Below are 19,614 nucleotides of genomic sequence, written 5' to 3'. Positions count from 1 at the left end.
ATTTCGGTTATTCGTAAATGGTCAGGCCCTGCAGCGCCGGCGTTTGCATCCGCCCGAGCCAGCATTGCACCCCCGCCTCCGTCCCTGTAAACGAACCGCGCACCGTTGCCGGCCGCCGCTTTCGCGGCCGTCTCGCGGCGGGGCCTGTAGCTCAATGGTTAGAGCCGGCCGCTCATAACGGTCTGGTTGCAGGTTCGAGTCCTGCCGGGCCCACCAGCCTTTGCTCTGCGAGCTGCGCTTGGCGCAGCCATGCAAGCGGCCGAGTAGACGCGGATTGGTACGCAAGAAGTCGAAAAGTGGACCGTAGATGCCTATGAGAATGCTCGATGGCTAGACGCATTCATATTTCGGAAATGATCGCCAACAAACTGAGCAATGCTTACACCCATGCGACCCTCCCGGCGATTGGAGAAGAGTTCGGCCTGACTATGCCGTCGGCAGCCGATGGCAGCAGCAAGAAAGAGCGCGCTTTACAGGCGCTTGCTGGCAAGACCGAATATGAGCTGGCCGAGATCGCGCGAGATCTTGGTCGTCAAAGCCGCGCCTTTGGATTGGAAGAGGAAGCGCTTGCGATCCTAGAAAGGAACACGCCCGCGATCAGTGAAATTACACGGCGCGACATCGCCAAATGCTTCGGCGACGATCTCTGCGGCGAGCGCGACGTCGTAGCGCTGGTCAAGGAGCTATTTCCGATCGAGATGATGACGTTCGGGACATTCTCGTTGCGCATCCTTGAGGAAGAGATTCAGCAGCATATGGTCAACTTCCCGGGCGACTGGAGTGTCGAACTTTCGAGCAGATCGGAGCCCTGACATGCTCAATTGATCGCTTTGGCCGGCTTCTCGAGGCTGCCCTGCACCCCCTCGGACGACGGGGTCCTGAACTGCCGATACTCGTGACCGCAATCAACGAGGTCTTGAGGCTCGACGGCTACCGACTTGCAATTGAAAGCGAACTGTCCGGTCATGCCCCCTGATGAATCATCGATTGCGGCCGCGTTGATAGAGAGCAGGGTCTCTCATCCGAGAGCGATCGCGGATCGCAATCGTAGCGCCGCGTATGCTGCTCCGGACCCCCAATCATCCAAATGCACTGGCGTTGCCGCGTCTGACTTGCTCGATATTCGCGAACCTCTGGATTGGGCGATGCATAAGGTTCGATACGTGTCCAAGAAGGCCTACCAATGAAAGCGATTGCCTGAGCCGTGACCGGATTTACCGGTGGATTTCGTTGGAGCCGGACATGGTCAATATCACAACACTCCCATTACGATGCGCGATGTCCGCGAGCGCATCCAGCGGCGGACGCGTGGCGCCGCTTCGGCCTCTCTCATGTCGGGACTGATGATGCGAAAGCTTCTGGCGATTTTGGTGATCTCGTGCTGGGCCAGTTTGGCTCACGCACAAAAGGCCGACCTCATTGTCACGAACGCAAAGCTCGTGACGCTGGATCCTGCTTCGACGATCGCGCAGGCTCTCGCCGTCCGCGACGGCAAGATCGTCGCGATTGGCGGCAACGATGCCATGGAAGGCATGATCGGGCCCGCGACGCGCCGTGTCGACGCGGGTGGCCGCACGATCATTCCGGGATTGATCGATTCCCATATTCACGCGGTGCGCGCCGGCCTCACCTACGCAACCGAGGTCAACTGGATCGGCGCAAAGACTATCCCCGAGGCCATGGAACGCTTGCGCCAGGCGGCACAAGCGCGGCCGGCGTCCTGGATCATCGTGGCCGGTGGCTGGAGCGAATTGCAATTTGCGGAGAAGCGGCGGCCAACGCTCGCCGAGGTGATGGCGGCCGTTCCCGACAATCCGGCTTACATCCAGCTGTTCTATGCGGCGGTGCTGATGACGCCAAAGGCGCAACAAGCCCTCGGGATCTCCGCGGATCAATTGCCGGCCGGTATCACAGCCGCATCGGGCGACGCCACGGGCTGGCTCAATGGCTCCATTGTCAGCATCTCCGCGCTGTTCGATCGGCTGCCGAGGCCGAATTTCGAAGAGAATGTCGCCGGGACCCGGCAGTTCTTCACGGAGCTCAATCGTCTCGGCGTGACCGGGATCGTGGATCCCGGCGGCTTCAGCATCTATCCCAGCCATTACGCCGCCTTGCAAAAGCTCTGGCGCGAGAAATCACTTTCGGTTCGGGTTGCCTACAGCCTGTTCGCGCAGAATGTCGGCGCGGAATTCGAGGAGTACAAGTCCCTCACGCCGTTCCTGCCGATGGGATTCGGCGACGACATGCTGCGGTTCAACGGACTGGGCGAGCGGATCACCGGCGCCATGTACAACAACAATGCGCCCGACGCGGCCGCCAAGGACAAGTTTCGCGAGATCATTCGCTGGGCGGCCAAGCAAGGGCTGACCGTCACCATCCACTGGCAGGAAGACAAATCCGTCCATCACCTCCTGGACCTCTATGACGAGGTCAACAGGGAGACGCCGCTCGCGCCGTTGCGCTGGTCGATCGCCCATCTCGACAACACCTCGCCCGAGACGTTGGCGCGCATGAAAGCCCTTGGTGTCGGCTGGACCATGCAGGATGCGATGTATCTCGGAGGCGACCGTATCGTGGCGCAGGCCGGCGAAGCCGCGCGCAGCATGCCACCCCTCGCCACGGCGCTGCGCATGGGGGTCCATGTCGGGGCCGGCACGGATGCGCATCGGGTCGCATCCTACAATCCGTTCGTGGCGCTGCAATGGATGCTCGACGGCAAGACCGTCGGCGGACTGTCGACGCGCGGCCCGGACGAAACACCCAGCCGCGAAGATGCCTTGCGCCTTTACACGGTGGGAAGCGCGTGGTTCTGCTTCGACGAGACGCGGCGCGGCACGTTAGAGACCGGCAAGCTCGCCGACTTCGCGATTCTCGATCGGGATTTCATGTCCGTCCCCGTCGAGCAAATTGGCGCCACGGCGTCTCTGCTGACGGTCGTGGGCGGCAAGGTCGTCTACGCAGCGGATGCTTTCTCGAGCGCGAAATAGGAGCTGGAGACCTGGTGTGCGGCGCAGCCTGAACCGGGTGAGAGCAACTAAATCGCCGATCCGGCATTATCCCCGCGAGCCGTTTCGCGGAGGTCTCACGATGGAAGACCAGAATCGGATGACCCTGGTTTTGAGTGCGATCGCCCTCGCCGTTGCCATCGTGGTTGCATCTGCGATCACGATGGAGCGCGTCAACATGCCTGCGGTCAGCAACGACGCAGCTCCCGGAACAGTCGGACTCGCCAGGCCGCACCCACCGCTGGACCGCGCCGCCGGTGAGCCGATCCAGACGGTCGGCGGCCCCTCCGGCGCGAATATTCGCGGACGTCCCTGATCGAACGCCGGATTACGGGGGCAGCACTCTTGATGATTTCTGCCGCTTTCGCGGGGTCAATATCCTATACAAGGCGCCCGTCCCCCCTTCCGCGGCAGGAGCCATCCATGACCAGTGAAAAAGGCCCGAACATCAAGAAGAAGCAGAAATGCAAGAACTGCGAGGGCAAAGGCCTGCTCAAGAAGGGCGACAAGGTGGTGAAGTGCCAGCGCTGCAAGGGCACGGGCGTGCGGTGATATTGGGCTGGCGGCCTCTCCGATGCCGAGGTGGAGGCGGTCAGATTGCGCAAACCTTCAGTCCGGCGCGAACACCAACCTGATGTTCGCCCCGATCAGCCGCCTCGCTCCAACCTCGATTGGCACTTCCTGCGGCAAGGCGCGTTGCGGTCTTTTCAGGGAGGTGCAGATGACCAAGACCGGCGCGCAAGGCGTAAGGACCAGGACATCAGGTTTGTAGGAACGACTTTGTAGGAACGACTTTGTAGGAACGACCTGGGGCCGTCGCGTATTGGGCCGCGCCGGGTCCTTGCGAGTCCGGCAATGGCGGTCTCGGCTCGAAGCCCCGCCCCCGGGCCACAGGCCGGGGCCGCCTGACGGGGATCGGCCCGTCATCTCAGCCCGTCATTTCAGGGCCGTCTTGGAGGACTGCGCGAGAGACCATGGAGGCGCCCACACCAGGGATGCAAAACCCGCTTCGACAGGCGCGGCTCTACGGCTACCTGATCGAACGCGAGGGCGCGCTGTTTCATCCCGGCGGCAGCCACCCGCTGTGCAGCGCAGGCATGACGCGACGCATGATCGAGGCGGGCTGGCTGATGAAAGCCGACGATCGCTACGAGCTGACGCCGCAAGCGCAGGAACGGATCGCCCCGGGCGCGATGAGTTCGGGATGACTTCATCGTCGCTGGTGCCGGATTTGCGCTGCCCCGCAGGAACAGGTGCGTCCCCAAATCTTTGCCTCGGCACGGCATGTGACGACGTCAAGCATAGGAGCGGACATGAAAAAGCTGGTTCTCGCAGGGCTCGTTGCGGCTCTCGCATTTCCCCCTTCCGCATTCGCGCAAGGCGGCACGGGTGCGTCCAGGACCGGGTCGAGCATCGACTCCTCCAGCACCGGCGGCACGACGGGAGCGGGAGCCTCCAGCCTCAACACATCATCGGACAACAATGGCGGCGGCGCGAACGCACCGGCCAAATCGTCGACGACGCGGCCAGGCGATAACGACACAAGGCAAACGCAAGGAGGCCAGCAGGCCATGCCAGGTTCCGGCTCCACCGGAGCGAACCGCAAATAGGCGCGCCACGAACGATTGACCGATTGCGCTCACGCAGGAAGGCCCGGATGATGGTCCGGGCCTTGTCTTGTCACCACCAGGGATCCCAGTAGGGCGGAGGAGCGTAGGCGTAAGGCACATAGTAGGCCCGCCGCACGACGCGCGGTCCATAGTAGCCGTAGGGCGGGCCATAGTAGCGCGGGCCATAATAGGCATCGGCCGCGAGCCCCGCCGCAAGCGCACCGGCAACAAGACCGAAGCCGATACCCGGGCCTCCCCAATGGCCGTGCCAGCCGCCGCGCCAAGCATGGGCTTCCGCCGGCGAAGCCGCCGCCACGAACAGGGCCGAGATCATCGTCAGGACTAAAGCAAGTTTCTTCATGTGCGACTCCCAGAACTTGGAAACCGACCGCAAAACGCCAGACCGGAATTGAAGTTTCCGGGCGTTCCGGAAAATTTTGCAGCGAGCCGACGGACGCGAATGCGGCCGCCGGCAGGACGCGGGCGAGAGAGACGACTCCCGCCCGCTTCATGCTTTACTTGCCGTTGATCGCGATCCGCTTCACCTTCTGTTGTGCCGCCGGTGACTTCGGCAGGGTGACGGTAAGAACGCCGTTGTTGAAGGAAGCCGCGACCTTGTCCTGGTCGACGTCATCGACCGGAATGCGCCGCTCGAAACGGCCATAGTAACGCTCGCTGAAGAGACGCTCCTTGTCTTCCGTTTCGCTCTTCTTCTCGCCGCTGATCGTCAGCACCCCGTTTGCAAGCTCGACGTTGACGTCCTTCTGTTCGAGACCGGGAAGCTCGGCGACAACCTTGACCTCCTTGTCGCTCTCGTCGAGTTCGACGTTCGGCCAGCCCATTGCGGTCGAGGAACCGAACGGGCCGAGATCAAAGCTGCGGAAAGCGTCGTCGAACAGCCGGTTCATCTCGCGGTGAAGCGCAAGCAGCGGATTGCCGGCTTCGCCGCGCTGAGCGGCCATGTTGCGTGAGCCGTTGTTCCACGGAATGAGATCACGTAGTGCCATTGTCGTTTCTCCTTATCTCCTGTCTTGGTTGTCGATTGGCGCAGCTCAGCGCGCGGCGAGGGCCACGCACGCGCTGCAAAACCCGGACGATCAACTCGTCAGGCATCTGCTTGTGCTCGATGTTTCGGTCGGGGCTGCCAAAAGAATTAGGAGACGGCGATTTGGTTTCAAGAGCCGGCTGCCAAGCGCCCCCCGATGGCAGCCCGAACCTTTTCGAACGCGCGCATTTCGATCTGCCGCACCCGCTCGCGTGAAACGCCATACCGTGCCGCGAGCTGCTCAAGTCTCAGCGGCGGCTCGGAGAGCCAGCGCGCCTCGAGAATGTCGCGCTCGCGCGGCTTGAGGACGGCCAGCGCGCCGGCGAGGGCGTCACGCCTCCGTCTGGTTTCTTCCCGCTCGGCGTATTCGGCTTCAGGACTGGATGCGGGGTCGACCACCCAGTCCTGGACTTCGCCGCCGTCGGCGTCGCGCACCAAAGCGTTGAGCGACAGGTCGCCGCCGAGGCGCCGGTTCATCTCGATCACGTCGTTCTCCTGCACGCCGAGCCGCCGCGCGATCTGGCTGGCGTGCTCGGGGCGGAGATCACCATCCTCCAGGGCGGAGATTTCCGCCTTGGTCCTGCGAAGCTTGAAGAACAGCTTCTTCTGCGCCCCGCTGTTGGCGATCTTGACCAGCGACCAGGACCGCAGGATGTATTCCTGGATCGACGCCTTAATCCACCACATCGCGTAGGTCGCAAGCCGAAAGCCGCGCTCCGGCTCGAAGCGCTTGACGGCGTGCATCAGGCCGACGTTTCCTTCGGAAATGATGTCCGCAACCGGCAGGCCGTAGCCGCGATATCCCATCGCAATCCTGGCAACGAGCCGCAGATGGCTTGTGACCAGATGATAGGCTGCCTCACGGTCGCCCTGCTCGCGCCAGCGCTTGGCATAGGCGATTTCCTGGTCGGGCCGCAGCATCGGAAACTTGCGAATTTCCGCCAGGTAATGTGTCAATCCGCCCTCAGGCGACAGCATCGGAACAGTTGCAGTGCTTCCCATTGCCCACCTCTTCGAGTTTGTCTGCTTACGCTGCAAAATCGACATGACAAAAAATGGTTTCGGCCGACGATGTTACGACCGGTGGGGCCGGTGCGTGAGTTTGCGGCGGCTCCGGTCGCGTCACGAGATAGAGCTCGCCCGCCACCAATAGGAGGGCAGCGACGGCCAGGGCCAACATGCCGAGCACCAGATCGCTGTCATCATCCATGCGCGTTCGAAACGTGTGTCGATGTCGAAGATCGGCAGCCATTGCCATTGGCTATCCGCGACATCGAACGTCGACACCGGAATTTTGTTCCGGACTTTCGGCGTCCCGCCGAGACGCGGTCTCACCCTCCCAGCGAATTCCTCGTCGCGCGAAGAATATCGTCCGACAGCTTGGGATCGTCCACGGCGCGGGCGAGCACGAGGGCGCCGACCATGGATGCGGCCGCTGCGAGCGCCTTGTCCTCGCGCTGGCGTGGCTTCAGCGTGGAAGCCATCCGGCTGCTCAGCAGGGCGATCGTGCTGCGCACGCCGGCGGTGAAGCGCTGCCTCAGGCCGCCGCCTTGACGTGACACCTCACAGGCGAGCGCAGCAAAGGGGCAGCCGGCGGCGGGATCGTCGCGATGCCCCGGCGAGAGATATTCCGAAAGATAGTCCTCGAGCGCGAAGGCCTCGGGCAATTCCTGGCCTTTGGCCTTGATCGCATGGGCCACGGCTTCCTCGACCAGCCGCTCCTTGGAGCCGAACTGGCTGTACAGGCTGCCGTGCGTCATCCCGGCCGCCTCGGCGAGCGCGTCGACACCGACGCCGGCGATGCCGCGCTCCCGCAGCAGGCGCGAGGCGGTCTCGAGAATATGCTCGCGATTTTTGGCAGCCTGTTCCTTTGAGACGCGCATGGGACCGATCCTCGGATACGGGGCTTGACTTTTATAATTACGATCGTCATGTACATCAATAGTTACGATCGTAATCAAACGATTTCAGGCCCGGTAGTGGCGTCGGAGAGGCATTATGAACAGGATTACACCGAAGATCGCGCTGGTGACCGGCGCCTCCTCAGGCATCGGCCAGGCCACGGCGGAGCGGCTCGCGAACGCCGGCTATAAGGTGTTCGGCACCAGCAGGCGGGGCGCACAGTCTGGCAAGCAGGCCTTCGAGATGCTGGCCCTCGACGTCACCAGCGATGCGTCGGTGGAAGCCGCCGTCGGCGAGTTGATCCGGCGCGAGGGCCGCATCGACCTGCTGGTGAACAACGCCGGCTTCGGCGTTGCCCCCGCCGGCGCGGAAGAGAGCTCGATGGAGCAGGCGCGCGCGATTTTCGAGACGAACTTCTTCGGCCTGATCCGGATGACGCGCGCCGTCGTGCCGCACATGCGCCGCCAGGGTAATGGCCGCATCATCAATATCGGCTCGGTGCTCGGCTTTCTGCCGATGCCTTATGGCGCGCTCTACGCCGCGACCAAGCACGCGGTGGCAGGCTATTCGGAATCGCTCGACCATGAACTGCGCACGCGGGGCATCCGGGTCTCCGTGGTCGAGCCCGCCTACACCAAGACGCCGTTCGACGCGAACTTCATGGAGCCCGACGCCACGCTCGAGGAATATCGCGAGGCGCGCGCCGGCGTGACCAAGCGGGTGAACGAGGTGATGGCGACGGCCGAACAGCCCGGCGTGGTGGCCGAGACCGTGCTGAAGGCGGCAAGCGCGGCAGCGCCCGCAACTCAAATACGCGGCCGGCAGCCTTGCGAAGCGCCTGCGGTTTCTGCGGCGGTTTGCGCCTGCAGCCCTGGTGGATGCCGGGCTTCGAAAAGATTTGCGGCTCGATGCGACTGCGGCGCCGCAGCCCGCCCGCACCGCGCGGGCTTTCTGAGGGCGGCAGGCTTGCCAGTGCGAAGAACCTCCGGACCGAGAGAAAAAATGAAAGCACTCGTCTTCAAGCGCTACGGCAAGCCGGACCAGATCGCGTTGGCCGAGATCCCGCGGCCGACGCCGAAGCCGAACGAAATCATGGTCCAGGTTCACGCCGCGGGGTTGAACCCGATCGACAACATGATTCCGAAGGGAACGTTCAAGCCGATCCTCAAGTTTCAACTGCCGGCCACACTGGGCAGCGATCTCGCGGGCATCGTCGTCGAGGTCGGAAGCCGCGTGACCCGCTTCAAGCCCGGCGATGCCGTCTTTGCCAGCATCTTCGATCTCGGCACCGGCGCTCTCGCCGAATTCGCGATCGTGCCGGAGGATGCCGCCGCGCTCAAACCTGCGAATCTGGACTTCGTGCAGGCGGCCTCGATCCCGATGGTCGGCCTGACATCGTGGCAGGCGCTTAGGGAGCGCATACGTCTCAAGCCCGGCCAGAAGGTGTTCATTCCCGCGGGCGCCGGCGGGATCGGCACGTTTGCGATCCAGCTCGCGAAATATCTCGGGGCAAAAGTGGGGACGACGACCAGCACCGGCAATATCGATCTGGTGCGTAGCCTCGGGGCTGACGAGGTGGTCGACTACAAGACGCAGCAATTCGAAGCGGTGCTGCGGGACTACGACGCGGTGCTGGGCACGCTCAGGGGCGACGCAGTCGAGACATCGCTTCGGATCCTGAAGCGGGGGAGCAGGATTGCTTCGCTGGTCGGGCCGCCGGACGCCGCGTTCGCGCGCGCCCGCGGGATGAACTTCGTCATGGTGTTCCTGTTCGGATGGCTGAGCCGCAAGATCATTCGCCAAGCCGGCAAAATCGGTGCTGAGTACTCGTTCGTGTTCGTGCACCCGGACGGCAGCCAACTCGCCGGGATCGGCGAGCTGCTCAAGTCCGAGCGTATCCGGCCGGTGATCGACAAGGTCTTTCCGTTCGCACAGGCGAAAGAGGCGCTGGCATATCTGGAAAAGGGACGGTCCAAGGGCAAGGTCGTCGTCCAGATGAGATGATCGCGTCTATGCGGCCCCCCCAATCGCCTCAGCCCTCCACCCGCCACAGCCGCCAGCGCTCCGGCACGCCCTTGAGCTGGTGCACGCCGTGTTCCCTGAGGCGGATCCCGGACTGCGGCGCCAGCAGCTCCTTCACCGCGCTCGACACCAGCACCTCGCCGGCGCGCGCCTTTGCGGCGACGCGGGTGCCGATGTGGAAGGCGAGGCCGACCGCCTCAGTGCCGCTCACGGTGTATTCTCCGGCATGCAGGCCGACCCTGATCTCGAGGCCGAGCGTACGCACGGCCTTCTGAATCGCGGTCGCGCAATTGATTCCGGCAGCCGGCGTCTTGAACGTCGCCAGCACGCCGTCGCCCGTCGTCGTGACTTCCTTGCCGCGCGAGCTCTTCAGCTCCTTGCGGACCGCCGCGTAATAATGGCCCATGATCTTGGTCCAGCGGACATCGCCGAGCTTTGCGGCTTTTGCCGTGGAGCCGACGATATCGACGATCAGGATCGTGGCGAGCGCCCGCTTGAGTTCGGTGCTGCCTGCGGCCGGTCGGCGCCGGAGCACGATCGCGCCGGCCAGCGGTTCATAACGATGGTTGCGGCGTCGCGCGATCGCGGCCTTGGCGTAATCCTGGGCCCGCTGCGCGCTGCCGCAGCGAATTGTCTTCTGCTGCGGCAGACGCGTCCAGTAGACCTTTCGTCCGTCACCGGCGCCCTGGACTTCCACGGCGCCCCATTTCAGGAGGATCGCGGTGCCAACGCGCCGGACACACCACGCCTTCGACGTGTAGCCCGATACATTCGACTGATGGATTCCGATGCGGAGGAATTTTGGCATGAACGTGCGGCCGATCGATGACACGCTTGGACGAAACGCTTGGGCGGCGTCGCACCGAGCGTAGTCACACAATCCCGGGTTGGCAACAGGACTCGAACCTCGCCCGCTGCTGGGCCGGGGGCCGCCGTCATCTTCAAAACGCAAAAAGCTCGATCGGGTCGCTGAAGCCGCGCACCTCATATTTGCCGACATGCTCCAGCTCGAACTCTCGCTCGACCAGCTCGGCGAAATCGCGTGACAGCAGCACTTTCTTTCCCAATTGCTTGGTCAAAGCTTCGAGTCGCGAGGCCATGTTGACGGCGGGACCGATCACGGTGAAGTCGAGCCGGGTGGACGATCCGATATTGCCGTACATGACGTCGCCGACATGGACGCCGATGCCGTAGTTCAGCGGCGCTCGGCCGGTGCCGTCGTTGCGCGCGTTCAACGCGATCATCGCCTGACGGGCTTCGGTCACGGCATGCAGCAGGTTTGCGCAGGCCTTGGGCTCGCTCAGCGGAAAGATGGCGAGCAGGCCGTCACCGATGAATTTCAGGATCTCGCCGCCATGCCGCGCGATCGGCTCCGACATCGCGTCGAAATAATCGTTGAGCAGATCGATGACGTCGTCGCGCGGCCAGTTGTCGGAAATCTTGGTGAAGTCGCGCAGATCGCAGATCATGATCGCGGCGCGCACCGTCGTGCCGGTGCCGCGCCGCGTGGCGCCGGCGAGGATCAGCTCGCCGGCATGTGAGCCGACATAGGTCTCGAGCAGCGTTCGCGCCAGCCGGTTCTTGATGCGAATCTCGCTGACCAGCGCCAGCACCGGCAATAGGTTCTTGAGGGCGGCGACGTGCGCGTCGTCGAACCCGCCGGGCCGGTTGGTCGCGAAGGTGACGAGATGGCGCTTGCCGAGCGTATGATAGAGCGGCCAGGCCACATAGTCGGTGAGGCCCTGCGCGCGCATCTCGCGGTAGAGCGCGTGCTTGCGGCCGAGCGCTGGGTCCTGCTCGAGATTTTCGCGCAACTCGGTCGCGCCGTCGAACATTTCGTTGGCGGGACTGCCGATGAACTCGGACCGCTCGCGGACGTCATGGTCGACCCGTGCAATCTCCGCCTCGCGCATGCCGTCGGACCACATGAAGCGGGCGCCCAGCCATTGCGGATGGTGGATCAGCACGTGAAGCGTCGACCGCGCCAGCGGAATGCCGGCCTGCTGAAGCCGGATGCACATCTCGGCAAAGATATTGTCGATGAAGCGCTGGTCGCGCGTGCCGTTGATCAGCCAATCGACGACGCCGTCGGACAGCGTGGCGGATTTCTTCTCTGGCGCGGTCATATCTGCCCGTTCATATCCTGGCCGTCCACATCGTGTTTTGGGCGGCGGTCTGCATCAAGGCAGATATCGTGCTCCGGCGCGACGGCGTCAACCTAGCCAGTTGCATGGATTGTACGCATCGCTCTGATCGGCGGGAACGCCGTTCAGCCGACGACCTGGATAGACCCCAGCACGGCCAGCCCCGAGACGAGCGCAAGCGCCGATGCTCCGGTCAGTTCGACCTTCAAGGTGTTTTCGTGCGAAATCGCAAAATCCGTGCCGTCGAGACGGATGTCGCAGTCGCCATGCGCCGCGTAGATGAGATGCGTGCCGGCGGGCAATCGCCGGTCACCGGGCGCCCTGAGCGCTTCGAGCTCAAGCGCGACCGCACCGCGCCGGCCCATCAAATTCACGACTTCGACTGGCCCTTCCTGGAGCTCGGTGACGATCTCGAGCTCGCCGGTGAAACGCACCGTGGTGAACGGCTCGCGCTCGTCGAATTCCTGCGTGGGCGACTTCAGCACCAACCCGCGGCCGCCGACCACCATCTGCAAACGGTCGATGCCGGGCATATGGGAGAATGGCCCGGCCGCCACGATGGGCGTGGAAGCAAAGCGCCACAGCAAGCTGTCCCAATCCCTCACGCTGGAATCGGCGCGATGGGCATCCGCGATATCGGTGAAGATGCCGCCGCCGTTCTTCCAGGGCGAGCGGGCGTAGTCTTCGGACTTCAGCAGTGTGGTTTTCATGTCTTGAGGTGGTCCGGGAGCGTAGGAGGGCGGGTGTCAGCTGCGTATCATGCAGATAGGTTTGTAGCCAGCTCACTTCCGTCAGCGCGCCAATCTTTCGCGACTACTTCGTCGTCAGTGCCGCGACCGGGCGCCACGCAACATCAGGCGCGCTCTCAACCAACTGCCGGCAGCGATCGCGCATCAATTCAGCCGGACGATCCGAGCCGCGCATGTTCAGCACGGCTTCAAAATCAGCGAGTGCAGCCGCAAACCGGCGCGCGCGATAGTTCGCGAGGCCCTGTTCATAGCGGACGATCCAATCTTGCGTCTCGCCGCCGTCCTCTCCGACGAGTCCGACCAACTCGTAGACCGCAAACCCCTCCTCGCGTCCATACACGGCGATGCTGTCGATCTCGCGCGTGACGATGGCGCCGCGTGCGAGACGTTCGGTCGCTTCGCCAATGAGGATTTGCGTGCCGTAGGATTTGTTGGCGCCCTCGAGGCGGCTTGCGACGTTCACGGCATCCCCGATCACGGTGTAGTTCAAGCGCAGTTCCGAGCCGATATTGCCGACCAGCATGCGGCCGGAGTTGATCCCGATCCGGATCTGGAGCGGCTGGCCGAGATCGTCGGCAAGGCCCGACGCCGAGATTGCCCTGCAACAGCCGAGCGCCGCGCGGCAGCAGCGCAGCGCGTGGTCGGCCTGCGGCTGCGGCGCGCCCCAGAACGCCATGACGGCGTCGCCGATGAACTTGTCGATGGTGCCGCCATTCGCGACAACGGCCTCGGAGGCGAGGTCGAGATAGCGCGACAGCAACGGCACCACGCGATCGCCGAGCCGCTCGGACAGCCCGGTGAAGCCGGCGATGTCGACGAACATCACGCTGAGCTCCTGCATGCTGCCACCGGGTCTTGCCTCGACGCCCTGGCGCAACAGCGAGCGGACCAGATCGGCCGGGATGAACTTGCGAAACGCCGACAGGCCGGCCGCCATCTCGGCGATCGCGCCCGACAGGCTCGCGATCTCCTTCAGCCGCGACGGATGGCGGCGGACCTGCTCCAGCGCGAAGGCTTCGACATGACGGAGCTCGCCGACGACACGCGACAGCGGCGCGGCGATGACGGAACGCGCCAGCATCGCCGAGGCCAGCGCTGCGAGCACGGCGCCGATGGCAAGGCCGAGGATCAGGCGGCGCAATGTCGTCTCGACCGGACCGAGAAACTCGGCCTCGGGGATCACGGTCGCCAGCGACCAGCCGGGAAACGGCAGCGGCGTGAGCGCCACTTCGTAAGCCGCGCCACCCGATGTCAGCCGGCTTCGCCAGGCTTCCTTGCGACCATCCTCGCCCGCCTTCACGAGCGCCATCCGCGCCAGCGGTAGCAGCGTTGTATCGCCCTTCGCAACGTGCAGCTCGTCGGCATCCTTGTCGGGCGCCGCGATCAGCTCACCACTGCCGTCGATGATGAAAGCCGTTCCGGTGCGCCCGACCTCGAGCTGCGACAGGAAGCGTGCGAGCCTGGTGTATTCGATGATGACCGCGAGCACGCCTTGCCGCTCCTGGTACACGTCGATAGGTCCGGCAAAGGCAATCGACGGCCGCTCGCCGGTCGGATGGTCCATGACCTTGAACCACTCCGGCTCCCCGGCCGCCAGCCCGGTCTTGAACCAGGTGCGATCGGCGACCCGAAAATCGGTCGGCTCGAAACGGCGATTGGCGAATTCGATGTCGCCGGGCACCACATCGTATTCGTCGATGCGGCGCTGGCCGGCATGATCGGTCAGCGAGATCTCCATCATTTCGAGGCGGCGGTCGCCGAGCTTGTGCGCGGCGAAGAAGGAGCCGTCGGGCCAGCCGAAGGCGACCCAGGAGATCGTCGCCTGCGATTGCAGTTGCGACAGGAACACGAATTCGCGCTTGTCGGCGTCGCGGGTGTCGAGCACGTTCTGCAGGAACAGTGTCCGAATGGCAGTGTGCGCGGCACGCGCCTCGTCCACGATCGCGGCGACCTCCTTGCGGACAGCGGCCACGATTTGCTCGTTGATGGTCGATGCGAGCTGCCGGCTCGCCGCCTCGGCCGTGCGCCACCACAACAGGCTGGAGAGAGCCGCGGTCAAAAGGATCGCGGTCAGGACCAGCGCCGAGACGGCGAGCCGAATGCTGACCGTCAGCTTCGCGATCGCGCGCAGGTGCCGTCCGGGATCAACATTCATCGCTGTTTCCGTTCTCCGGCAAAGCGGCGACTGGCCACCTCCTGTTACCGCTCTACGCAGCGCGTATGCATTCGTTACCTGTGGCAGCCATCGCGCCCCGCCGCCAATGCTCTCCGGCTAAGGTCTCGATAGAGACTAGGCATTGGATTGACCGGCCAGTCACCCGCTAATCCGATCCAAGCGCACAGCCCGTGCGCCCATCTAACCGCCTCACGAACTCGTGACCTACTTGATTGGTAACGCGAGCCGGGTGCGGGGCGAACCGAACAAGGCGCTCTTCGCCTGCCAGGCCATGCCATCTCGAACAGGAGAAACTTCAATGTCTGCCAAACTTGCCGTGACCACGCTCGTTCTCGCCGGCGCCATGTCGACCGCACTGGCGACTCTGGCCACTGCTGCTCCGCTGACCAAGGCCGAGGGCGACGCGGCCGTCGCCGCCAAGAAGGAAAAATGCTTCGGCGTCGCCCTCAAGGGCCAGAACGATTGCGCGGCCGGACCAGGCACGACTTGCCAGGGCACCTCGACCGCCGACTTCCAGGGCAATGCCTGGAAATTCGTCCAGGGCGGCACCTGCACCAGCATCGAGCTGCCGGGCGGCAAGAAGGGCTCGCTCAAGCCGGTCTGACGCGCTGCGTCGCGACCACCACAACAGGGAAGAGCGGAGAGAAACCATGACGACGGCAATCGCGCCTGACATGTCTGCGGTGCCCCTCCGCTATTCCGCGTCCCTCGGCGGCGTCGCCGGGACGAGCTTCAAGCCCGAACACCTTCAGGCGATCCTGAGCACGAAACCGCAGCGCGGCTTCTTCGAGGTCCACGCCGAGAACTATATGGGCGCAGGCGGACCGCCGCATCGCGCACTGGAAGCGATCCGCCGCGACCATCCCGTCTCGCTGCATGGCGTGTGCATGTCGATCGGCGGACCGCAGCCGCTCGACAAGGCGCATCTGGCCCGCTTTCGCGGACTGGTGGCGCGTTACCAGCCCGCGCTGGTATCCGAGCATCTCGCCTGGTCGACGCATGAGACCAGCTTCTTCAACGATCTGTTGCCACTGCCCTATACCGCGGCGACGCTCCGAAATGTCTGCGATCACATCGATCAGGTGCAAGACGCGATCCGTCGTCCGCTACTGCTGGAAAACCCGTCGACCTATGTCGCTTTTCGCGAATCGTCCATGAGCGAGACCGATTTCATCCGCACTGTTGCCGAACGCACCGGCTGCGGACTGCTGCTCGATATCAACAATGTCTTCGTATCAGCAACCAATCACGGGTTCTCGGCGCTCGACTGCCTCGCGGACTTTCCGCTGTCCCGCGTCGGAGAGATTCATCTCGCCGGCCATGCCGAGCAGGCCGACGACGAAGGCGACCTGCTGCTGATCGACAGCCATGACGGCCCGGTCCCGGACGCCGTGTGGAAGCTGTACGAGATCGTCATCCAGCGCCGCGCTCCGGTGCCGACGCTGATCGAGTGGGACAGCAAGATCCCGGATTGGCCGGTCCTGCAAGCGGAAGCCGCCGCTGCGCAGGCGATCCTCGATCGTTACCGCCCGGTCGGGCTGACGGGAGATCGTCATGCCGCCTGAGCCTGACCTTTGCTTTGCCGCAGCCTTTGCACCGGCGCTGCTCGACCCGGTGCGCCCTGCGCCTGAGATCGTGGCCGGTCCGAACGGCAAGGCCCCCGGCAAGCGCTACGATGTCTACCGCAACAATGTCACGGTCAGCCTGATCGACGCGCTCGCCGCGATCTATCCGGCGGTGCAGCGCATCACCGGCACCGACTTCTTCCGTGCCATGGCGCGCTTCCATGTTCGCCAGACGCCGCCGATCTCACCGCTGCTGTTCGACTACGGCCGCGACTTCCCCGTCTTCATCGCGCAATATGAACATGCGCAGATGATGCCATGGCTCGCAGATGTCGCACGCATCGAGCGGGCCTGGCTCGATGCCTATCACGCCGCCGACGCAGCACCGCTGTCGCCGGCGCAGCTCGCCGCGGTTGCGCCGGAGCGGCTGGGCGATCTCGTTCTCATACCGCACCCGGCAGCGGGAATCGTGCGATCGCAATTCGCGGCGGTGACGATATTCGCGGCCAACCGCGATACGTCGCCGGTCGGGCGCATCGACGCTGCGACACCGGAGGACGCGTTGGTCACGCGCGCCGAATTCGACATCGAGGTCCGGCACCTGCCGCCCGGCGGTGCGGCATTCGCGAGCAGCCTGATGTCGGGTCGGCCGCTCGGCGAGGCCGCTGCACGCGCGCTGGACGCGGCGGCCGAGTTCGACCTCGCTTCGAACGTCACCGGCCTGATCCAGGCGGGCGCCTTCACCTCAATCACTTTCGGAGACGTCTGATGATCACGGATCAACGCATGCAGGCGGGCGGCGGCCTGCCCTCGCTCGGGGTCCTCGTCGACAAGGCCAATCATCTCGTGCAGACCATCGCGTCGCCGTCGCTCGTTCAGCTCGTGCTCCGCGTCGCGCTGGCGGTGCCGTTCTGGCGTTCCGGCATGCTCAAATGGGCAGGCTTCCTCAGGCTCAACGACACCGCGGTGACGTTGTTCAGCGACGAGTTCATGCTGCATCTGCCCGGCGGGCCCTATCACTATCCGGCGCCGACGGCGATGGCATTCCTCTCCGGATGCGGAGAGGTCATGTTTCCGATCCTCCTCCTGCTCGGCTTCGGCACGCGGTTTGCGGCGCTCGGACTGCTGTTCATGACCGTCATCGTCGAGCTGACCGTACCTGACGGCTGGCCGATCCACATCACCTGGGCGGCGATGGCGCTCGCCATCATGGCCTACGGGCCGGGCCGCGTCTCGCTGGACCACCTGATCTGCCGAGCGCGCAGGCCCGAGCCATAGGCGCGAGGCGCCCTCTCACATCCCGCTCAGGCCGCTATCGACCGCGAGCGCGTGCGCGGTGACGTAGACGCTCTCGTCCGAGAGGAAGAACAGCACGGCATAGGCGATTTCCCAGGCGGTGGCCTGGCGGCCGAACGGGATTTGGCCCTTGCCGCGCGAGGGTCGGCCGGCGCCGGCCTCGCGGCCGTTCGGCGTGTCGACGAGGCCGGGATAGACCAGGTTGGCGCGGATGCCGCGGCGCGATCCGAGATGGGCGATGTTGCGCATGAGGCCGCCGAGCGCGGCTTTCGAGGAATCATACACCGCCATCTGCGAGCCGGCCTTCAGCGCGGCGATCGAGGAGATGAAGACGATCGATCCGCCGTCGTCGAATTTCGGCAGGCCCGCGCGGCAGCACAGCATGGGCCCGCGAACGTTGACGTCGTAGATCGCATTCCACTCCTCGGGGCTGACGGCATCGAGCCCGACCTTGCCGAAGGTGCCGATGTTGAGCACCATGCCGTCGAGCCCGCCCATGGCGCGATGCGCCTCCTCGATCATGCGCACGATTTCGGCCTCCGAGGTGACGTCGGCGGCAATCGCAAAGGCTTCGCCGCCTTCGTCGGTGATGCGCTTGACGGTGTGCTCGGCCGAGGTGCGGTTGCGATCGGCGACCGCGACCTTGGCGCCCTCGCGAGCGCAAAGAATGCTCATGGCGCGGCCGTTGCCGATCGGATCGGTGGCGGCGTCGAACACGCGCTGGCCACCGCCGACGATCAGGATGCGGCGCCCCTTAAGGCGCCCCCTGCCCAGCGCTTCGCCCAGCGATTCCGCACTTGGCGGGCGGACGTAGCGGTCCCGCTTGCTATCGGTATCCGTCATCTCAGGCGCCCGGCTTCTTGCCGCCGTCATAGACCGCCATGCCGGCCGCGGGATCGAGATCCGTTTCGGTCGCCTCGGTGACGCGCGCCATCATCATGTAGAAGCCGAGCGCGACGATGGATTCGACGATCTCCTGGTCGCTGAAATGCTCGCGCATGGCGGCGAAGATCGCCTCGGGAACGCGGACGTTCTCGACCACTTCGCGGCCGAATTTCAGCAGCGCGCGCTCGGCCTCGCTCAAGCCGGCGGCATCGTAGTCGGCGAGCTCGACCGCGTCGATGTGTGCTTGCGTGCAGCCGACGCCAAGCGCGATCGGCACGTGCTGGCGCCATTCATAGGCGCCGCCTTCGAGCTGGGCTGCCTGGAGGATCAGGAGCTCGCGATTGACCGCACTGAGCTTCTGTTTGTGCAGGATCGAATTGCCCAGCCGCATCGCCGGGATCATGTTGGCTTCGGCGTGCGCCATCATGCGGAAAATATTCAGCTTGACCGGCATGCGGTCGAACGAGGCGCGGATGTCGCCGCTGGTCGTCTCCGGATCAATCAGGGGCAGCCTTGCCACGATTCTCTCCCTTGGCTTTTCGTTTCTTGTTGTCGTTTGTCCCCCCATCCGCCGCGATCAGCGACAGGAAGAAGGCGAGATAGCGGTCGATCGCCTCGATCACCTTCGCCCGCGACGACGGTGCCGCGCCCATCACGTAATGCTCGAGACGGATGTAGATCAGCCCGGCCGCAAACAGCCGCGCGGTCTCACGCGGATCCGGCGTCGAGACCAGACCGGCGAGCGCAAAGCCGCGGAAATAATCCGTCATCATGCTCTGCTCGCGCGCGTAGAAATGATCGGCGAATTTGGCGCGGATGCCGGGCACGCGGTTGCGCTCGGCGGTGATGACTTTCTGGAACTGGTGCTCGCGCGGATCGGACCATTGCTCGACGAGGTCCAATGCAAACTGCCGGCAGAACGCGGCGGGCTGGCGGGCGAGCTGCTTGTAGCGCGGCTCTTCCAGCCGGCTCGCCGAGCTGGCCGGACCGTGCTCGCTGACGATCGCCTCGAGGATCGCGGCTTTGCCGGCGAAGTGATTGTAGAGGCTGCTCTCGCGGATACCGACGCGACGCGCGAGCTCGCGCATCGAGGCGCCGCCATAGCCGCTCTGCGCGAACAGATCGAGCGCCTCGGCGAGGATGCGCTCGCGCGTCGTGGGCGCAGCCGCTTCCGCCGCGCTGGTGGTGTGAACAGCCATTCGGCTTGACTAACGA

21 protein-coding genes, 1 tRNA gene and 2 pseudogenes are annotated in these 19,614 nt (G+C 64.4%); 12 read left to right on the top strand and 12 right to left on the bottom strand.

Annotated features, from left to right (window positions below; translation table 11 throughout):
* Nucleotides 1-140 precede the first annotated feature (140 nt).
* The 6 genes and pseudogenes from BRA1253DRAFT_RS30110 (at nucleotide 141) to BRA1253DRAFT_RS30090 (ending at nucleotide 4,213) form a co-directional block, all read left to right on the top strand.
* Nucleotides 141-216, top strand: a tRNA-Ile gene (locus BRA1253DRAFT_RS30110).
* A gap of 110 nt (nucleotides 217-326) precedes the next feature.
* A pseudogene (locus BRA1253DRAFT_RS30105) lies at nucleotides 327-976 on the top strand (hypothetical protein).
* Nucleotides 977-1,220: 244 nt separating this feature from the next.
* Entirely contained in the window at nucleotides 1,221-2,987 is a 1,767-nt protein-coding gene (locus BRA1253DRAFT_RS30100; RefSeq protein WP_245285993.1) for an amidohydrolase, read from the top strand.
* Nucleotides 2,988-3,087: 100 nt separating this feature from the next.
* On the top strand, nucleotides 3,088-3,321 hold the full coding sequence (locus BRA1253DRAFT_RS30095; RefSeq protein ID WP_007600648.1) for a hypothetical protein: 234 nt from the start codon (nucleotides 3,088-3,090) through the stop codon (nucleotides 3,319-3,321).
* 107 nt (nucleotides 3,322-3,428) lie between these two features.
* Nucleotides 3,429-3,557 (top strand): hypothetical protein, encoded by a 129-nt coding sequence (locus BRA1253DRAFT_RS45920; RefSeq protein WP_007600646.1) that lies wholly within the window; start codon nucleotides 3,429-3,431, stop codon nucleotides 3,555-3,557.
* Nucleotides 3,558-3,979: 422 nt separating this feature from the next.
* Complete coding sequence (locus BRA1253DRAFT_RS30090) at nucleotides 3,980-4,213, top strand: hypothetical protein (RefSeq protein ID WP_007600644.1); 234 nt, start codon at nucleotides 3,980-3,982, stop codon at nucleotides 4,211-4,213.
* 472 nt (nucleotides 4,214-4,685) lie between these two features.
* On the opposite strand, the gene BRA1253DRAFT_RS30085 is transcribed toward BRA1253DRAFT_RS30090, so the two are convergent.
* From BRA1253DRAFT_RS30085 to BRA1253DRAFT_RS30065, 5 genes are all read right to left on the bottom strand, one after another.
* Complete coding sequence (locus tag BRA1253DRAFT_RS30085; protein ID WP_007600642.1) at nucleotides 4,686-4,976, bottom strand: hypothetical protein; 291 nt, start codon at nucleotides 4,974-4,976, stop codon at nucleotides 4,686-4,688.
* A 154-nt stretch (nucleotides 4,977-5,130) separates the two neighbouring features.
* Nucleotides 5,131-5,622, bottom strand: coding sequence for an Hsp20/alpha crystallin family protein (locus BRA1253DRAFT_RS30080; protein ID WP_007600641.1), 492 nt, complete (start codon nucleotides 5,620-5,622; stop codon nucleotides 5,131-5,133).
* Between the two features lie 167 nt (nucleotides 5,623-5,789).
* Complete coding sequence (rpoH, locus tag BRA1253DRAFT_RS30075) at nucleotides 5,790-6,662, bottom strand: RNA polymerase sigma factor RpoH (protein ID WP_007600640.1); 873 nt, start codon at nucleotides 6,660-6,662, stop codon at nucleotides 5,790-5,792.
* Nucleotides 6,663-6,687: 25 nt separating this feature from the next.
* A complete protein-coding gene (locus BRA1253DRAFT_RS42075; protein ID WP_157158649.1) occupies nucleotides 6,688-6,870 on the bottom strand; it encodes a hypothetical protein in 183 nt (60 codons plus the stop codon).
* 121 nt (nucleotides 6,871-6,991) lie between these two features.
* Nucleotides 6,992-7,543 (bottom strand): TetR/AcrR family transcriptional regulator, encoded by a 552-nt coding sequence (locus BRA1253DRAFT_RS30065; RefSeq protein ID WP_007600638.1) that lies wholly within the window; start codon nucleotides 7,541-7,543, stop codon nucleotides 6,992-6,994.
* Between the two features lie 115 nt (nucleotides 7,544-7,658).
* Between BRA1253DRAFT_RS30065 and BRA1253DRAFT_RS42070 the strand changes: the two are divergent.
* Both BRA1253DRAFT_RS42070 and BRA1253DRAFT_RS30060 read left to right on the top strand, forming a co-directional pair.
* Nucleotides 7,659-8,517: pseudogene (locus BRA1253DRAFT_RS42070) on the top strand (oxidoreductase).
* 47 nt (nucleotides 8,518-8,564) lie between these two features.
* A complete protein-coding gene (locus BRA1253DRAFT_RS30060; RefSeq protein ID WP_035995517.1) occupies nucleotides 8,565-9,566 on the top strand; it encodes an NADP-dependent oxidoreductase in 1,002 nt (333 codons plus the stop codon).
* A gap of 28 nt (nucleotides 9,567-9,594) precedes the next feature.
* Here BRA1253DRAFT_RS30060 and BRA1253DRAFT_RS30055 read toward each other — a convergent pair whose 3' ends face one another.
* The 4 genes from BRA1253DRAFT_RS30055 to BRA1253DRAFT_RS30040 form a co-directional block, all read right to left on the bottom strand.
* A complete protein-coding gene (locus BRA1253DRAFT_RS30055; RefSeq protein WP_007600635.1) occupies nucleotides 9,595-10,392 on the bottom strand; it encodes an adenylate/guanylate cyclase domain-containing protein in 798 nt (265 codons plus the stop codon).
* 133 nt (nucleotides 10,393-10,525) lie between these two features.
* The gene (locus BRA1253DRAFT_RS30050; RefSeq protein WP_007600633.1) at nucleotides 10,526-11,710 is read right to left on the bottom strand and encodes an adenylate/guanylate cyclase domain-containing protein; all 1,185 of its coding nucleotides are present in this window, start codon (nucleotides 11,708-11,710) and stop codon (nucleotides 10,526-10,528) included.
* 143 nt (nucleotides 11,711-11,853) lie between these two features.
* Nucleotides 11,854-12,438 carry a HutD family protein gene (locus tag BRA1253DRAFT_RS30045; RefSeq protein ID WP_007600631.1) on the bottom strand — a complete coding sequence of 195 codons (585 nt, stop codon included), beginning with the start codon at nucleotides 12,436-12,438 and terminating at the stop codon, nucleotides 11,854-11,856.
* A gap of 103 nt (nucleotides 12,439-12,541) precedes the next feature.
* A complete protein-coding gene (locus BRA1253DRAFT_RS30040; protein WP_007600629.1) occupies nucleotides 12,542-14,632 on the bottom strand; it encodes an adenylate/guanylate cyclase domain-containing protein in 2,091 nt (696 codons plus the stop codon).
* 319 nt (nucleotides 14,633-14,951) lie between these two features.
* On the opposite strand from BRA1253DRAFT_RS30040, the gene BRA1253DRAFT_RS30035 reads away from it, so the two are divergent.
* Genes BRA1253DRAFT_RS30035 through BRA1253DRAFT_RS30020 form a run of 4 tightly spaced genes read left to right on the top strand, consistent with a single transcriptional unit; the run spans nucleotide 14,952 to nucleotide 17,496 of the window.
* Nucleotides 14,952-15,257 (top strand): DUF2282 domain-containing protein, encoded by a 306-nt coding sequence (locus BRA1253DRAFT_RS30035; RefSeq protein WP_007600627.1) that lies wholly within the window; start codon nucleotides 14,952-14,954, stop codon nucleotides 15,255-15,257.
* 46 nt (nucleotides 15,258-15,303) lie between these two features.
* Nucleotides 15,304-16,218: a DUF692 family multinuclear iron-containing protein gene (locus tag BRA1253DRAFT_RS30030; protein ID WP_007600626.1), complete on the top strand. Its 915-nt coding sequence runs from the start codon at nucleotides 15,304-15,306 to the stop codon at nucleotides 16,216-16,218.
* Nucleotides 16,208-16,987 carry a DNA-binding domain-containing protein gene (locus BRA1253DRAFT_RS30025; protein ID WP_007600625.1) on the top strand — a complete coding sequence of 260 codons (780 nt, stop codon included), beginning with the start codon at nucleotides 16,208-16,210 and terminating at the stop codon, nucleotides 16,985-16,987. Before BRA1253DRAFT_RS30030 ends, BRA1253DRAFT_RS30025 begins: the two co-directional genes overlap by 11 nt.
* Nucleotides 16,987-17,496, top strand: a complete 510-nt coding sequence (locus BRA1253DRAFT_RS30020) for a DoxX family protein (protein WP_007600624.1) — start codon at nucleotides 16,987-16,989, stop codon at nucleotides 17,494-17,496. The genes BRA1253DRAFT_RS30025 and BRA1253DRAFT_RS30020 overlap by 1 nt, the downstream gene beginning before the upstream one ends.
* A gap of 15 nt (nucleotides 17,497-17,511) precedes the next feature.
* On the opposite strand, the gene BRA1253DRAFT_RS30015 is transcribed toward BRA1253DRAFT_RS30020, so the two are convergent.
* The 3 genes from BRA1253DRAFT_RS30015 to BRA1253DRAFT_RS30005 are packed head-to-tail and all read right to left on the bottom strand — an operon-like array spanning nucleotide 17,512 to nucleotide 19,598.
* Nucleotides 17,512-18,357 carry an SDR family NAD(P)-dependent oxidoreductase gene (locus tag BRA1253DRAFT_RS30015; RefSeq protein WP_007600623.1) on the bottom strand — a complete coding sequence of 282 codons (846 nt, stop codon included), beginning with the start codon at nucleotides 18,355-18,357 and terminating at the stop codon, nucleotides 17,512-17,514.
* Between the two features lies 1 nt (nucleotide 18,358).
* A complete protein-coding gene (locus BRA1253DRAFT_RS30010; protein ID WP_007600619.1) occupies nucleotides 18,359-18,919 on the bottom strand; it encodes a carboxymuconolactone decarboxylase family protein in 561 nt (186 codons plus the stop codon).
* A complete protein-coding gene (locus tag BRA1253DRAFT_RS30005; RefSeq protein ID WP_007600617.1) occupies nucleotides 18,897-19,598 on the bottom strand; it encodes a TetR/AcrR family transcriptional regulator in 702 nt (233 codons plus the stop codon). The genes BRA1253DRAFT_RS30010 and BRA1253DRAFT_RS30005 overlap by 23 nt, the downstream gene beginning before the upstream one ends.
* Nucleotides 19,599-19,614 lie beyond the last annotated feature (16 nt).

The sequence above is a fragment of the Bradyrhizobium sp. WSM1253 genome (assembly GCF_000244935.1).
GTDB lineage: Bacteria > Pseudomonadota > Alphaproteobacteria > Rhizobiales > Xanthobacteraceae > Bradyrhizobium > Bradyrhizobium canariense.
The sequence above is the reverse complement of the archived record's forward strand: the minus strand, read 5'-3'. Positions and strand labels throughout refer to the sequence as shown.